Origin of the sequence: Psychrobacter sp. L7, assembly GCF_002810365.1 — a bacterium.
In the GTDB taxonomy this organism is placed as follows: domain Bacteria; phylum Pseudomonadota; class Gammaproteobacteria; order Pseudomonadales; family Moraxellaceae; genus Psychrobacter; species Psychrobacter celer.
In genome coordinates this window covers 340,099-354,871 of record NZ_NEXR01000003.1, presented here as the reverse complement: position 1 = coordinate 354,871, position 14,773 = coordinate 340,099, and the positions used below count along the sequence as shown (strand labels likewise).

Genomic DNA, 14,773 nt, shown 5'->3' with positions numbered 1-14,773 from the left:
ATGACTTCTTATCATTCAGGCATGGCTATTTCTTTGAGGCCAGTTTTAAACTTCTGACAGCGCTCACTATAGTGCATGGCCGATAGTTTTAACATCGCTGCTTGCTCATCCGTCAGGGTTTTCACCACTTTGGCCGGTGCGCCCATGACCAGTGAGTTGTCTGGGATTTCCTTCCCTTCTGTGACCAAGGCTTTGGCACCGATGATACAGTTTTTACCGATTTTGGCATGATTGAGCACCACCGCACCGATTCCGATTAAGCTGTTATCGCCAATCTCGCAGCCGTGCAGCATTGCCAAATGCCCAATCGTCACATAGTTGCCTATTTTGACTTCGATACCTGCATCGGTATGAATGACGCTGTTTTCTTGTACATTACTATAGTCCCCGATATGGATGCGCTCGTTATCACCGCGAATCACCGCACCAAACCAGACGCTGGCTTGATGGCCCAAATACACATCACCAATCACTTGTGCGCTATCAGCCACCCAGCCATGAAAGGGGCTAGCAAATTCAGGGGTCTTATCTATATACTGGTAAATCATAACGGTTCCTTGTCCTACTAAAAAACGCTGTGGTTAATTGGTCGATGTTACGGCTCATGATGTTACGACTCATTGTGGCAAAGACAACTGTAGAAATCCAGCGCTATTCATCGTAGCCGCTCGCCATCTTGCCAACTTAATCCTGATAACTTGGCACAGCGCTTGTACTGTGTTAAAAAATCAGCTGGCTATCTGCGTCTATATTGTATATAATGCGCAAAATCTGTGCCTAAGCGAGCGGACATGATGCAAGTTACCTATTCACTACCTAGTGAGTTTTGTAGTTTCCATCGATAATGTCTTCTCGCTTTTTTGTGGGCGATTTTTGTGTGCAGCCTATATTTTTCTTGAGATTTATTATTCCCAAGACCTTAAAAATAAAGGCTTTTCACCGACAGCCAACCACAAGCATCGTCACAGAACTCACAAATAATAGCGGAGGCAAACCTTGAATTCATCGGCAGAAATACAAGCAATTTTGGCACTAGCAGACGGTACGATCTTTCGCGGTGTCAGTATCGGTAGCCTTGGTCATCGTGTCGGTGAGGTGGTGTTTAATACAGCCATGACAGGGTATCAAGAAATCCTAACTGACCCAAGCTACGCGCGCCAGCTGGTCACCCTTACCTACCCGCATATTGGTAATACTGGTACCAACAGCGAAGACACCGAGTCTGGCAACGGCCACCAAGTCTGGGCCGACGGTCTTATCATCCGCGATGCCACCATGGCAACCTCCAACTTCCGTAATTCTCAGTCGCTCAGTGACTATCTCCAAACCCATGACACCGTCGCCATCGCTGAGGTTGATACACGCCAGCTGACCCGTCTACTGCGTGATACAGGTGCACAAAACGGCTGTATCATGACGGCCTCTAATGGTGAAACAATCAGCCGCGATGATGAGCAACAAGCCATTAAACTGGCACAAGAGTTTGCTGGTATCAAAGGCATGGACTTGGCAAAAGAGTGCTGCACTAAAGAAAACTTCGAATGGACAGCAGGGACGTGGGATTTGTCCGACACACTGCTAAACCGTGACGCACCTGGTAGCCATGATAGCGGTACAGGCGGTTTTTTTAAGCAGCTTGGCACTCACATCGACTCTAAATACAACGTCGTCGCTTATGACTTCGGTAGCAAAACCAACATCCTACGTATGCTAGTCGATCGCGGCTGTCATGTGACGGTGGTACCAGCACAAACGCCTATCGCAGACGTACTGGCGATGAACCCAGACGGTATCTTTTTATCCAATGGCCCCGGCGACCCTGCCGCCTGTGACTATGCTATCGACGCGGTACGTCACATCATCACCGAGACAGATATTCCGACCTTTGGTATCTGCCTAGGCCATCAGCTGATCGGTCTGGCCAGCGGCGCTAGCACCATCAAGATGAAAACTGGACATCACGGTGCCAACCATCCTGTACAAGATTTGGCCACAGGGACGGTGATGATTACCAGTCAAAACCATGGTTTTGCTGTCGATGAAGACACGCTACCTGACAACGTCAAATCGACTCACCGTTCACTGTTCGATGGTACCAACCAAGGTATTGAACTGACCGACAAGCCAGTGTTTAGCTTCCAAGGTCACCCAGAGGCCAGCCCTGGCCCGCATGATGCTGCGCCACTGTTTGATAAGTTTGCCGAGATGATGGCAGCGGCCAAAGATTAAACGCTTAATATTGACCCATAAATAATAAATATAACGCTTGAAGCACTAAGGGTGGTTCAAGCGACACCATATCAAACACGATAAGCTGAACTGATAATATCGTTACATTATAGATTACTCAAAATATCACCCAAACGAAGGTAGCCCTAACTATGCCAAAACGTACCGACATAAAAAGCATTCTTATCATTGGCGCAGGCCCTATCGTCATCGGCCAAGCGTGTGAGTTTGACTACTCAGGCGCGCAGGCGTGTAAAGCGCTACGCGAGGAAGGCTACCGCGTCATCTTGGTCAACTCAAATCCTGCGACCATCATGACCGACCCTGTAATGGCAGATGCCACCTATATCGAGCCGATTACTTGGCAGACAGTCGAGCAAATCATCGCCAAAGAGCGCCCTGATGCTATTTTGCCGACGATGGGCGGCCAAACGGCGCTGAACTGCGCGCTGGATTTGGACAAGCACGGTATCCTCACCAAATATAACTGTGAGCTGATTGGCGCGACCAAAGACGCAATTGAGATGGCAGAGGATCGTGAGCTGTTTGACCAAGCTATGAAGCGTATCGGCCTTGAGTGCCCACGCGCCGAAACCGCTGAAACCATGGAAGAAGCCTTTGCTACCCAAGAAAAAATGGGCTACCCATGCATCATCCGCCCCTCATTTACCATGGGCGGCTCAGGCGGCGGTATCGCCTACAACCGCGATGAGTTTATCGAAATCTGCGAGCGCGGTTTTGATTTATCACCCAACCATCAGCTGCTTATCGATGAGTCACTCATCGGCTGGAAAGAGTATGAGATGGAAGTGGTGCGTGACAAAAACGACAACTGCATCATCATCTGTGCCATCGAAAACTTTGACCCCATGGGCGTACACACGGGCGACTCTATCACTGTCGCGCCTGCGCAGACTCTGACCGATAAAGAATACCAAATCATGCGTAATGCCTCTCTTGCGGTACTGCGTGAGATTGGCGTCGAAACTGGCGGCTCAAACGTGCAGTTCGGTATCAACCCGGACACGGGCCGCATGGTCGTCATCGAGATGAACCCACGCGTATCACGCTCGTCTGCCCTTGCCTCAAAAGCCACAGGCTTCCCGATTGCCAAAATCGCTGCCAAACTGGCTGTTGGTTATACCTTAGATGAATTGCAAAATGACATCACAGGCGGCAAAACGCCTGCCAGCTTTGAGCCGGCGCTTGACTATGTCGTCACCAAAATCCCGCGTTTTAACTTTGAAAAATTCCCACAAGCAGACAATATCCTCTCGACGCAAATGAAGTCAGTCGGTGAAGTCATGGCAATCGGCCGTAACTTCCAAGAGTCGATGCAAAAAGCCCTGCGCGGCATGGAAACAGGCTCAGACGGCTTTGATGAGCAAATCGATTTGGCAAAAGTACCGGCTGACAAAGCGCGTTCTGAGATTATCAACCGTCTAACCATCCCAACGCCTGAGCGCATTTATTATCTGGCTGATGCCTTCCGCGTCGGTATGAGTGTCGATGACGTCTTTAATTACACCAAAATTGACCCATGGTTTTTGGTACAAATCGAAGACATCGTCAAAACTGAAGCACAGGTTAAAACCTTAGGCTTTGGCGGTTTGAACGCTGAAAACATGCGTAGCTTTAAGCGTAAAGGCTTATCAGACCTGCGTTTGGCCAAGCTGCTCGGCATATCACAAAAGCAATTACGCAAAAAACGCTGGGATTTGGCCGTTTATCCAGTCTACAAGCGCGTCGATACCTGTGCGGCAGAGTTTGCCACCAGCACCGCCTACATGTACTCAACCTATGACAGCGAATGCGAGGCCAACCCAACCGATAACAAGAAAATCATGGTGATCGGCGGTGGTCCTAACCGTATCGGTCAAGGGATTGAGTTTGACTATTGCTGTGTCCATGCTGCCCTCGCCATGCGCGAAGATGGCTATGAAACCATCATGGTCAACTGTAACCCAGAAACCGTCTCGACCGATTATGACACCTCAGACCGCCTCTACTTTGAGCCAATCACGTTAGAGGACGTGTTAGAGATCGTCCGTATCGAAAACCCAGACGGCGTCATCGTGCAGTTTGGCGGACAGACGCCATTGAAACTGGCGCGCGCATTAGAATCTGCTGGCGTAAAAATCATCGGTACCAGCCCTGATGCCATCGACCGCGCTGAAGACCGTGAGCGCTTCCAGCACATGATTCAGCAGCTAAACCTCGTGCAGCCATCAAACGCGCTAGCGACCAGCCTAGAAGACGGCTTGGTGAAAGCCAAAGACGTCGGCTATCCGTTAGTCGTTCGCCCATCATACGTCTTGGGTGGCCGCGCAATGGAAATCGTCTATAACGAAGACGAGCTAAAACACTACTTGCGTACCGCTGTACAAGCATCAAACGAAGCGCCCGTCCTATTAGATCGCTTTTTAGATGATGCCATCGAAGTCGATGTCGACTGTGTGTGTGACGGCACTGATGTGGTGATCGGCGGTATCATGCAGCATATCGAACAAGCAGGTGTCCACTCTGGCGACTCGGCATGTTCATTACCGCCTTACTCATTATCGGATGAGCTTTGCGATACCATGCGTGCACAGACGGTAGCGATGGCAAAAGAGCTTGGCGTGGTCGGCCTAATGAACGTCCAATTCGCAGTAAAAGGCGAAACGGTTTACATTCTAGAAGTGAACCCACGTGCCGCTCGTACCGTGCCGTTTGTCTCCAAATGTATCGGCACCTCACTGGCGCAAGTGGCAGCGCGCTGTATGGCTGGCACTTCATTAAAAGACCAAGGCTTTACGACCGAGATTGTTCCTTCGTTTTACGCAGTAAAAGAAGCGGTCTTCCCGTTTGCCAAGTTCCCAGGGGTTGATCCTATCTTGAGCCCTGAGATGAAATCGACTGGTGAGGTCATGGGCGTTGGTAAAACCTTTGGCGAAGCGTTTTATAAGGCCATTATCGGTAGTAACGAGCGCCTGCCAGGCCTTCCTGTTGAAGGCGAAACCAAAACGGCCTTTATCTCGGTTCGTGATAGCGACAAGGCACAAATCGCCCCTATCGCGCGTCAGCTTGCTGATTTTGGCTTTAATATCGTCTCAACGACGGGTACGCAAAAGGTGCTCAGCGAAGCCGGTATTGCCAGCACTCAGATCAACAAAGTCACCGAAGGCCGTCCGCATATCGTTGATGCCTTGAAAAACGGCAAAATCGACCTTATTATAAATACGACCGAGGGCAAGCAGGCGCAAGAGGATTCATTCTCTATCCGCCGCAGCGCGCTACAAAATAAAGTATTTTATGTCACGACCTTAGGTGCAGCGGATGCTGTCTGTAAATCTTATGCCATCGACTTGCCATTTGATGTCTATAAGCTACAAGATTTGCACGAGCAAGCAAAGGTGGTTGACGCGGCCCAATAATTTCAGTAGATTAAGCATTATCGTCAAGCAAATAAAACGCAGCGACAAAACGTGTCAAGCGTTTTGATACGACAATAATGCTTGAGAAGACGTTTACCAAGATAGACCCAAAAAGCATAGTGGCTAAACTGCGACTATGCTTTTTATTATGTAAGATCACGCGCGCATCTGCCCGTTGGTAAATGCGCCGACCCATGATCTGTTTAGCCTTTTCGTATCGTGTATAAAGACCAGCCGAGCCAGTCAGACATGAGCAAGGACTACCCGTCGTAGCCTGCGCTGCGTTTGCCACCGCTCATCGTATCTTTATGCTTGATACAATATAACTCTTTATATATCAAACCCATTGCAACAACACAGACACCATCTCATCTGAGGTGGTGTGGTGTTATTGGTTTAAGGAAAAAACATGCAACGTTACCCCATGACTCCCCAAGGACACGCGGCGCTAGAAGCCGAACTAAAACAGCTAAAAAGTGTCGATCGCCCTCGTATCACTGCCGCCATCGCCGAAGCCCGCGAGCACGGTGATCTAAAAGAAAACGCTGAATACCATGCCGCACGCGAGCAGCAAGGGTTTTGTGAAGCGCGTATTCGCGACATCGAAGCCAAGCTCGGCGCCGCACAGGTCATTGACCCGTCGACCTTGCCAAACGATGGCCGAGTGGTATTCGGTGTGAGCGTGGTCATCGAAAACATGGATACCGAAGAAGAAAAACAATACAAAATCGTCGGTGACGATGAAGCGGATTTTAAAGCAGGCAAAATCTCTGTCAACTCACCCATCGCTCGCGGTCTGATTGGCAAGTTTGAAGGTGATGAAGTACGTATCGAAACGCCAAAAGGTGTGGTAGAGTACGAAATCATGAAAGTCATCTATGACCAATAGGACCGGTTTTTATCTGCTTCATAAATAGCAGATATTATAGACACCTTTTTTATAGCAGTTACACAATGCCACTTTTATACTCAATTTGTTTTGCCGCATAATCATGACAAGTTTGCGTGCAAATCCCCAATAAAGTGGCTCATTGATGCACCATTATTCAAAATAATGACGGCTTGATAGTCAAGCAGCGCAGTTATCAGCGTGGTTATAATTGACTGTCATCAGTACTCGATACCCCCGTTATTTGGCATGTATTACCGTGTCATTTAGCGGGGGTTTTGTTTAGGCCGTTATCTTTTGCCGCTTTATGATTGGTGATATTGACTGTTATTTTTTAAGGAGTCTTTTATGAGCTTGACATCGATACCTGTGGTTACTACCCACAAAACCATCCCCCAAAAAGCATCTGTAGCGATGGCGGTTGCTCTTTTTTTTACCGGCGCATTGCTTGCGGCCAACTTAGTACATGCTGCGCCTGAAGTGACCATCAACGCATCTGCTGGCAGTAGCACGACCGTCGTTGAGCAGTACGCTGATGGCAAAACAGCTACCATTACAGCAACGCCCAATGGCATTACGATGAAAGACGGTCTGCCCTATGCGGTCACGCAAGTGACCACAGTGCCACGCTATACGGTGCACCAAAGTGGCAACGACACGGTCGTGACCCAAGGCCGCACCACGGTCACTAGCGTACCTGTCAGCGATCAGCTGACCCAAAAAACCAGCCGCGTCGATGTCATCACCGCTCCTACGACCACCGTCGTGACTAACCCGCCAGCAACGACCCAACCACGCGCAACGACGCAAATCGTATCCACCTCTGTAGATACCTTGCAATTGACGCCCACATTTAGCACGCCTGGCATTGTCAATGCACAGACCAAGGTTATGAAGATATTAAAAAACAGTGACGGCCGCGAAATAGCCGTACCTGCCAACCATATCACCCCAGGCGATGTGATTGAATATCACACCACTTATCTCAATACCACCGCACAACCCGTCACTGACATCAATGCCATGGTATCGCTGCCAAATGGCGTGCAATTGCTATCCTTAAATAGCCCGCTACCCACGCAGGCCACCACTGGCGGCGACAGCTATCAGACCATCCAGCAAGTTGGCAATACCGTGGTCATCAAAGAAAACTATTCTGGTCTTAAGTGGAATTTGGTTGATCTAAGCCCAAATGCTGCTCAAACTGTCGTTATACGTGCGAAAGTTCAGTAAAGACTAGATTTTAGAGTCTGGTTATTTGATCACTCTGAAAATGATAAAAGGTCTTGCTGGCTCATTTTATAGTCGGCAAGGCTTTGTTTATGACGTATCTTGCGACACTACCTGACGTGTTGTTTTATATATTATCCTATAAATACAACGACTTAAGCCTGATTTTGCTAAAATACATACCTATAAATGATTTGGTAGATCACGCTTATGGCAACCATCAATTATGAACGACTACAAGGCAAGCTTAATATTTTAGCGGACGCCGCTAAATACGATGTCTCTTGCTCCTCCTCTGCTGGCACGCGCAAAAACCAAGGCGGCGGTCTGGGTGATGCTTCAAAGACAGGCATTTGCCACAGCTATACCGAAGACGGTCGCTGCGTTAGCTTGCTCAAAATTCTGCTGACCAATCACTGTATATACGACTGTGCTTATTGTACGTCACGTAAAAGTAATGACACCCCGCGCGCCGCTTTTACGGTGGAAGAAGTGGTGGATTTGACCATGCAGTTTTATCGCCGTAACTATATCGAGGGGCTGTTTCTCAGCTCAGGTATCTTTAAAAATGGCGACTACACCATGGAGCGACTGGTCGAGGTCGCCAAGATACTGCGTACTCGTGAGCGCTTTAACGGTTATATTCATTTAAAGACCATCCCTGGCGCGTCAAAAGCGCTATTGTTAGAAGCGGGGCTTTATGCAGACCGCTTGAGCGTCAATATCGAGATTCCTACCAAATCAGGGCTGGCGTTGCTTGCTCCAGAAAAATCTCACGACGAGCTAAAAGCGCCGATGCAGACGGTAAAAGAAGAGATCGTCACGATTCGTGAGAGCCGTAAAACGCACAAAAAAGCACCAAAGTTCACTCCAGCGGGTCAAACCAGTCAAATGATAGTTGGGGCGAGCAACGAGACCGACTTACAAGTGATTCAGTTATCAAGTCACTTTTATAAGCAGTATGATCTTAAACGCGTCTACTACTCAGGGTACGTGCCGATGCTCTCTGACAATCGCCTGCCAGCGATCGGTACGCCGGTGCCTATGGTCCGCGAAAACCGCCTATACCAAGCGGATTGGCTAATGCGCTTTTATGGTTTTGGCGCGCATGAAATCGTAGAGCCTGAGTCGCCATTTCTTGATTTAGACTGTGACCCAAAGCTCGCTTGGGCGATACGCCACCGTGAGCATTTCCCTGTCAATATCCAAACGGCAAGCTACGAGATGATTGTACGCATCCCAGGTATCGGCACCAAAACCGCCAAAAAGATTGTGACAGCGCGTAAGTTTAATCAGTTGACCCTTTATCATCTCAAAAAAATGGGCGCGGCGGTCAATCGTGCCAAATACTTCATTGCCACCACTGGTAAAAACGAGCATCTCGCCCATCTGACCCGTGACAACTTTCGTCAATATGTGCTGGCGCAAACACAGACCAAATATAAGGATCAGCGTAGTGGGCAATTAGCACTGTTTTAAAAAGGAGCATATATGCCAGAGCTGACCCCAAACACCGCGTACCCTGTTGATCAATTGACACCCAGTATTGTGCTTTATGAGCCAAGTTTTGAAGGTTGGTTAAGTGCTGTCTTCTATGTTTATGCTAATAAATTATATGACGATGAAGCACTACAATTAATTGCCCAAGACTGTTATGTACCCTCATTGATTGCTCAAGCAACCAGCGTTGTGCCTAATGAAGAACATGCAGAGCGCGTGCTAGTCAAGCTAACCCAGCTGCTCGGCCGCTCAGGTATACGCAACTTACTTTGGGGGTTTCTATCAGAAAAAGAGCACATCGGCACGACGTTATTTTGGGTGGTCAAATACGCCATCGATTATCCCAATCGCCATATCATGCAGGATGTCGGCAATTTGCATGTGCTCGAGCTGGTGCAAACGGTCAAATCTGTCGGCCGTGAAAAACACCGTATGGAAGCCTTTGTGCGCTTTGAGCACACCACCGATGATATTTACTTCGCCCGCGTGGAGCCGGACTTTAATGTGTTGCCACTCATAGGTGAGCATTTTCGGCAGCGCTATCAAGACCAGTATTGGGCGATTTATGATATAACGCGCGGCTACGGCATTTATTATGACAAAAGCAACAGTACAGCCACGCGCCCTGCCGCCTTGCAGACCATCACTGATCTAGATGATGCCGTCCTGCGCCGCCCTGCCAGCATTCATAGCGCAGATGAGCGGCGCTATCAGCAGTTTTGGCAAGGCTACTTTACCAACGTCAATATAACTGAGCGCAAAAACCCACGCCTGCATCGGCAATACTTACCGCAGCGCTACTGGAAATACTTGAGCGAAAAACAAATACCACCCAATGCCGAGCATATCCAAAAGCGGCGCTAATGTTTTTCGGTCCCATCCTTTATCTTCGTGGTTGAGTTTTTGCCACTTTTAACTGACAATAGCAACTTCATATTTGATTTGGTGACCCTCGCTGCTATGAAAGTGATGCGCTTATTATCGTCTTTAAAGCATGATGAATCCGAGCGTGGTATTTTTCATCTTGGCCGCGCCTTGGTCAAAAACGGTCACACCTCTATCATCGTCTCAAGCGCCGATGAAGAAAACGATCTGGTCAAACGTCTCAAGCGTGATGGCAACCATTATCATCAGCTACATATGAACAAAAAATCGTGGCTGTCGTTGCTGCGCGTCAACGCCCTACGCCGTCTGATCGAAAAATACGACCCCGATGTGATACATTTGCACTCGCGTACGCCTGCATGGATACTACATCTGGCCTTGCGCCGCGCGCGCCTAAAGCGCATGCCCAAACTGGTGTCGACCATGTACGGCTTTTATCCGATCAACAAATACTCCCAAGCGCTGCTCGATGTCGACATCATCATTACTGTCTCCGATAGTGTCACCAACTACCTAAAAAAAGGCCTGCGCCGAGAAGACGCAGGACCCAAGGTCATCAAACGTATTTACCGCGGCGTCGACACCCGCCGTTACCCTTATCGGCACAATCCGTCTGTCTATTGGCTACGGCACACCTTTGCAGAGTATCCTGAGCTTGAGCACAAAAAATGGCTGGTGTTTCCCACCATCATTGGCAATGAATATGGTCAAGAGTGGCTGATTGATATTTTGGGCAATTTGCAGGAGCAGTTCCCCAATATTCATGTCATCATCATGGACGATGATTATAGAGATGGTGACGTGGCACACGAGGACTTTCGGCAGCGTACCAATACACTTGGGCTGGCCGAGCGCATCACCTACGTGGGTAGCAAGCGCAATGACATGCGCGAGTGGCTATCAGCGGCCAATATCGTCATGGCGCTCGCCAATGAGCCTGAGTCCATTGGTATCAACGCCCTACAAGCGATTCACCTAGGCACCCCCGTCATTGGCTGGGATCAAGCGGCATTCAGTGAGATACTACAGCCGTTATATCCGCAAGGGCTGGTCAAAAAGTACAATGCCAAGGCGCTTTGTAAAGCGGTTCGCAATCAGCTAGAGAGTGTCACGCGCCCTGAGATGACCACCAAATTTACCATGCGTGAGATGATTGAGGCGACTCTTGAGGTTTATCAATCACTCTATGACGCAGCGCTGGCTGAGGAGCAAGCGGCACAGGACGACGCAGCGGTCAAACGAATCAATAAAAGCCTTAAGCGAGTAGCAAAATCCATTCCTGAGTCTACTTATGTAAAAATCGACCCAATCGATAACCATACAAAAATTAAGCTGAGTAAAGAAAAACCCAAGCTGAAACCAGAAACACAGTCACAGCCAGAATCAGAATCAGAGCCGACCACTTTAGATTCAGACACTTTACGTTCAGACACTTCAAGCGCTAAGGCAGCAGACGACACAGCATCAAACAACAACCCACCATGATAGCAGCGCTGACTTAGTAAGTCGTCGGCGTGTGCGCACTGACGATACGGGTGATGCTGTCGCTTGGGTTAATAAAAGTATGCGGCTTCATCGTATCGATCACATAGCTGTCGCCTTGATTGAGCAGATAGGTGGTCTCTTCGACACGGATCAAAATCTTGCCTTCAATAACCGTGCCGATCTCCTCGCCCTCGTGGGCGATTTTTTCTTCTGTCGAGCTATTGGGCTGATAAGTCTCAATCAAAAACCCCAAGTTTTTTGTGGTGCTGCAGTTATACACTTGTTTTAGCGACACCCGACTACCCGCCTCACTCAGCTCTAGCAAGTCTTTTGGTGTGACCACCACACGGGCTTTTGGCTCTTTCCACTCATCACTAAAAAACGTGGTCAGATCAGAGCCAAGCACAGTCAAAATCGCCTTTAGCGTATTGACCGCTGGGCTAACTTTGTTGCGCTCGATAGAGCTGATAGAGGTATTGGTCAGCCCTGACAGCTTGGCCAGCTTGCGCTGTGAGTAGCCTTTGGCCAAGCGTAATTGGTTGATTTTTTTGCCGATATCTTCTTCAGCAGACGCCTCTGTCTCGGCGGGCGCGGCGCTCGGCAGACTTTCGTCTCCTGCATCATCATCGCTGCAAACACTGTCGTCATCGGCCCCCTTATCATCGCCTTCATTATCGATTCCTTTACTGGCAGCGGCATCGTTATTCGCCTCATTGTCGGTATCGGTACTGGCGTCACAGCTGGCATCAGGGATTTTTGTATCTATATGATCTTCTTCGTTATTCAGTGCGTTGTTTGCTGGCATAGTGAATAAATTCCGTGAATAGAAACTTGGACAAGTTGTCTTTTTCATAGTTTAACTCAGGATGCCACTGCACACCAATCATAAATGGATGCTCAGATAAGCTTATCGCCTCGACTAGGCCATCAGGTGCCAGCGCCTCTACCAACAAGCGCTCGCCGACTTTATTGATGGCTTGTTTGTGCAAGGAGTTCACATGCCATTTTTTGCCAAATGCCGCCAGCCTACCTGCAGGCTCGATGACGACGTCATGGACGGGCTGGTATTGCACTTCGAGCGGCTGACTGCTGTCTTCTAGGTGCGGCTCAAAAAACCCTTCTACCTCGCGCCAATCAGGATGAAGTGTACCTTTAAAATGAACATTCATCTCTTGCAGGCCACGGCACACTGCCAGCAGCGGCGTGTTTGTCTTGTCGGCGTAGGCGAGCAGCTTAAAACTCAGCTCATCGCGCCCAAGATCTTGCTTGGCTTCGCGGTGCGTCGCTCCGTATCGCGTCGGCGCCACATTGCTATAACTGCCCGTCAATAAGATCCCATCGACCATAGCCAATAACGCCTCAAAGTTGCTGCTGTCCGCTGCGGTATTGGGCAGCAAAATGGGGTTGCCGCCGTAGAAGTTTACCGCATCGATGTATTTTTGATATACCGCTTGTGAGGGCTGACCGTCGATCATTTTGTAGCATGACACGATGGCGATGATCGGTTTGGCGTTTTTCATAATTGCGTTCCTTTGTCCGTCGCTTTATCTAGGCAGATACGCTCTCTTGCCTGATGCAATCCTTTGTTTAGCTAAAATCTAACACAACTTCTCATAAAATGTAAACTATAAAACTCAATATAAAGAGTATTGATATAAAAACCATCAGAATTAGCAATTTTATGATAATTTTAAATAAAAATTGACAACTATAGTTTTCATACATATATTGGAAGTCATCAGCAACGGAGTAAGCAAAACCTCAGTAACAATAAAATTCATAGGAAGAATAGACATGACGACAACCAATGGAATGGTCGAATCTGACAATAACACCGAATACGTTTATGTGGCCGCTGGCGACATTAATGGTTTACTTCGCGGGAAACGTATCCCTTTTAATCAGATGGAAAAAGCAGAAAAGGGCGCAATACGCTTACCGCTGTCGATCTTAGGCGTCGATATCTGGGGTGCTGATGTCATCGAATCCTCTCAGTGCAACGGCGATATAGATGCCATCGCCCGTCCTACCGGCCGCGCCGCCTACCCGTTACTCAACACCAGCGCCCCGTCAGCGCTACTACCAGTCTGGCTATACACCGAAGACGATGAGCCTTATTATGGTGACGCCAGACATGTACTCGATCACATCAGCAAAAAATTCAAAGCGCTGGGCCTGACGCCGGTGATGGCGACAGAGCTAGAGTTTTATCTGGTCGACTATACCGAAGGCGAAACCCCCAGACCGCCTATCAGACCCAAAAGCGGCCTACGTCTCAACAAAACCTCCATTCTCAGCATCAATGATTTGTTGCAGTTTGATGAGTTTTTAGATGAAGTCTATGCCCAGTGCAAAAAGCTTGATATCCCTGTCGATGCCGCCTTGGCCGAAAACGGCTGTGGTCAGTTTGAGATAAACCTACTACACGTCGACGACCCATTAAAGGCCGCTGATGATGCGATATTGTTTAAACAAGTGGTCAAATCTGTCGCCGCGCGCCGTCAGCTGACAGCAACCTTTATGGCAAAACCGTTTGGCCTACAGTCCGGCAATGGGTTTCATGTACATTGCAGCTTGTTGGACAAGGACGGTAATAATATCTTTGATGATGGTACAGATGAAGGCTCTGACATGTTGCGTCATGCGGTCGCAGGCCTGCTCAAAACCATGGCCGACTGTACCCTGCTCTTTGCCCCGCATGTCAACTCTTATCGCCGCTTCACCCCCGGCACCCTTGCCCCTAACAATATCTCATGGGGCTACGAAAACCGTACAGCCGCTGTCCGTATCCCTGGTGGCGATACAAAAGCGCGCCGTATCGAGCACCGCGTCTCTGGCGCTGATGCCAATCCTTATCTGGTTTGTAGTGCCGTGCTCGCAGGGATGCTATATGGTATCGAAAATAAGCTGGCCGCCCCTGAGCCTATCAACAGCATCACCTATGACGATACGGAGCTCAAGACCCTACCCCTAGATTGGTTATCAGCCATTCGTAAGTTTGAAAGTAGCGATATCATCGACTCTTTGTTTCCACGCGAGATGATCGAGCTGTTGATCGCGGTCAAAAAGCAAGAAGCCAAACGCTTCGCCCAGCAAGTCACCAACCTTGAATACCTCACCTATTTACAGGATGTCTGAT

11 protein-coding genes are annotated in these 14,773 nt (G+C 48.8%); 8 read left to right on the top strand and 3 right to left on the bottom strand.

Annotated elements, in window-relative coordinates:
- Positions 1 to 11: 11 nt before the first annotated feature.
- Positions 12 to 548, bottom strand: coding sequence for a gamma carbonic anhydrase family protein (locus CAP50_RS05195; protein ID WP_100749255.1), 537 nt, complete (start codon positions 546 to 548; stop codon positions 12 to 14).
- Positions 549 to 996: 448 nt separating this feature from the next.
- On the opposite strand from CAP50_RS05195, the gene carA reads away from it, so the two are divergent.
- The 7 genes from carA to CAP50_RS05155 all read left to right on the top strand — a co-directional run bounded on the left by carA (position 997) and on the right by CAP50_RS05155 (position 11,634).
- Positions 997 to 2,229 (top strand): glutamine-hydrolyzing carbamoyl-phosphate synthase small subunit, encoded by a 1,233-nt coding sequence (gene carA / locus CAP50_RS05190; protein WP_100749254.1) that lies wholly within the window; start codon positions 997 to 999, stop codon positions 2,227 to 2,229.
- A gap of 152 nt (positions 2,230 to 2,381) precedes the next feature.
- Positions 2,382 to 5,645 (top strand): carbamoyl-phosphate synthase large subunit, encoded by a 3,264-nt coding sequence (carB, locus tag CAP50_RS05185; RefSeq protein WP_100749253.1) that lies wholly within the window; start codon positions 2,382 to 2,384, stop codon positions 5,643 to 5,645.
- Positions 5,646 to 6,054: 409 nt separating this feature from the next.
- Positions 6,055 to 6,534: a transcription elongation factor GreA gene (greA, locus tag CAP50_RS05175; RefSeq protein ID WP_100749251.1), complete on the top strand. Its 480-nt coding sequence runs from the start codon at positions 6,055 to 6,057 to the stop codon at positions 6,532 to 6,534.
- Between the two features lie 348 nt (positions 6,535 to 6,882).
- Complete coding sequence (locus tag CAP50_RS05170) at positions 6,883 to 7,767, top strand: hypothetical protein (protein ID WP_241900658.1); 885 nt, start codon at positions 6,883 to 6,885, stop codon at positions 7,765 to 7,767.
- 207 nt (positions 7,768 to 7,974) lie between these two features.
- Positions 7,975 to 9,243: a putative DNA modification/repair radical SAM protein gene (locus CAP50_RS05165; protein WP_075101127.1), complete on the top strand. Its 1,269-nt coding sequence runs from the start codon at positions 7,975 to 7,977 to the stop codon at positions 9,241 to 9,243.
- A 12-nt stretch (positions 9,244 to 9,255) separates the two neighbouring features.
- On the top strand, positions 9,256 to 10,128 hold the full coding sequence (locus CAP50_RS05160) for a TIGR03915 family putative DNA repair protein (protein WP_075101126.1): 873 nt from the start codon (positions 9,256 to 9,258) through the stop codon (positions 10,126 to 10,128).
- Positions 10,129 to 10,167: 39 nt separating this feature from the next.
- Positions 10,168 to 11,634 carry a glycosyltransferase gene (locus CAP50_RS05155; protein WP_241900657.1) on the top strand — a complete coding sequence of 489 codons (1,467 nt, stop codon included), beginning with the start codon at positions 10,168 to 10,170 and terminating at the stop codon, positions 11,632 to 11,634.
- A gap of 13 nt (positions 11,635 to 11,647) precedes the next feature.
- Here the strand turns inward: CAP50_RS05155 and CAP50_RS05150 are convergent, their stop codons facing one another.
- Positions 11,648 to 12,439: a cupin domain-containing protein gene (locus tag CAP50_RS05150; RefSeq protein WP_241900656.1), complete on the bottom strand. Its 792-nt coding sequence runs from the start codon at positions 12,437 to 12,439 to the stop codon at positions 11,648 to 11,650.
- Positions 12,414 to 13,154, bottom strand: a complete 741-nt coding sequence (locus CAP50_RS05145) for a gamma-glutamyl-gamma-aminobutyrate hydrolase family protein (protein WP_100749250.1) — start codon at positions 13,152 to 13,154, stop codon at positions 12,414 to 12,416. Before CAP50_RS05145 ends, CAP50_RS05150 begins: the two co-directional genes overlap by 26 nt.
- A gap of 274 nt (positions 13,155 to 13,428) precedes the next feature.
- Between CAP50_RS05145 and CAP50_RS05140 the strand changes: the two genes are divergently transcribed.
- A complete protein-coding gene (locus tag CAP50_RS05140) occupies positions 13,429 to 14,772 on the top strand; it encodes a glutamine synthetase family protein (RefSeq protein ID WP_075101124.1) in 1,344 nt (447 codons plus the stop codon).
- Position 14,773 lies beyond the last annotated feature (1 nt).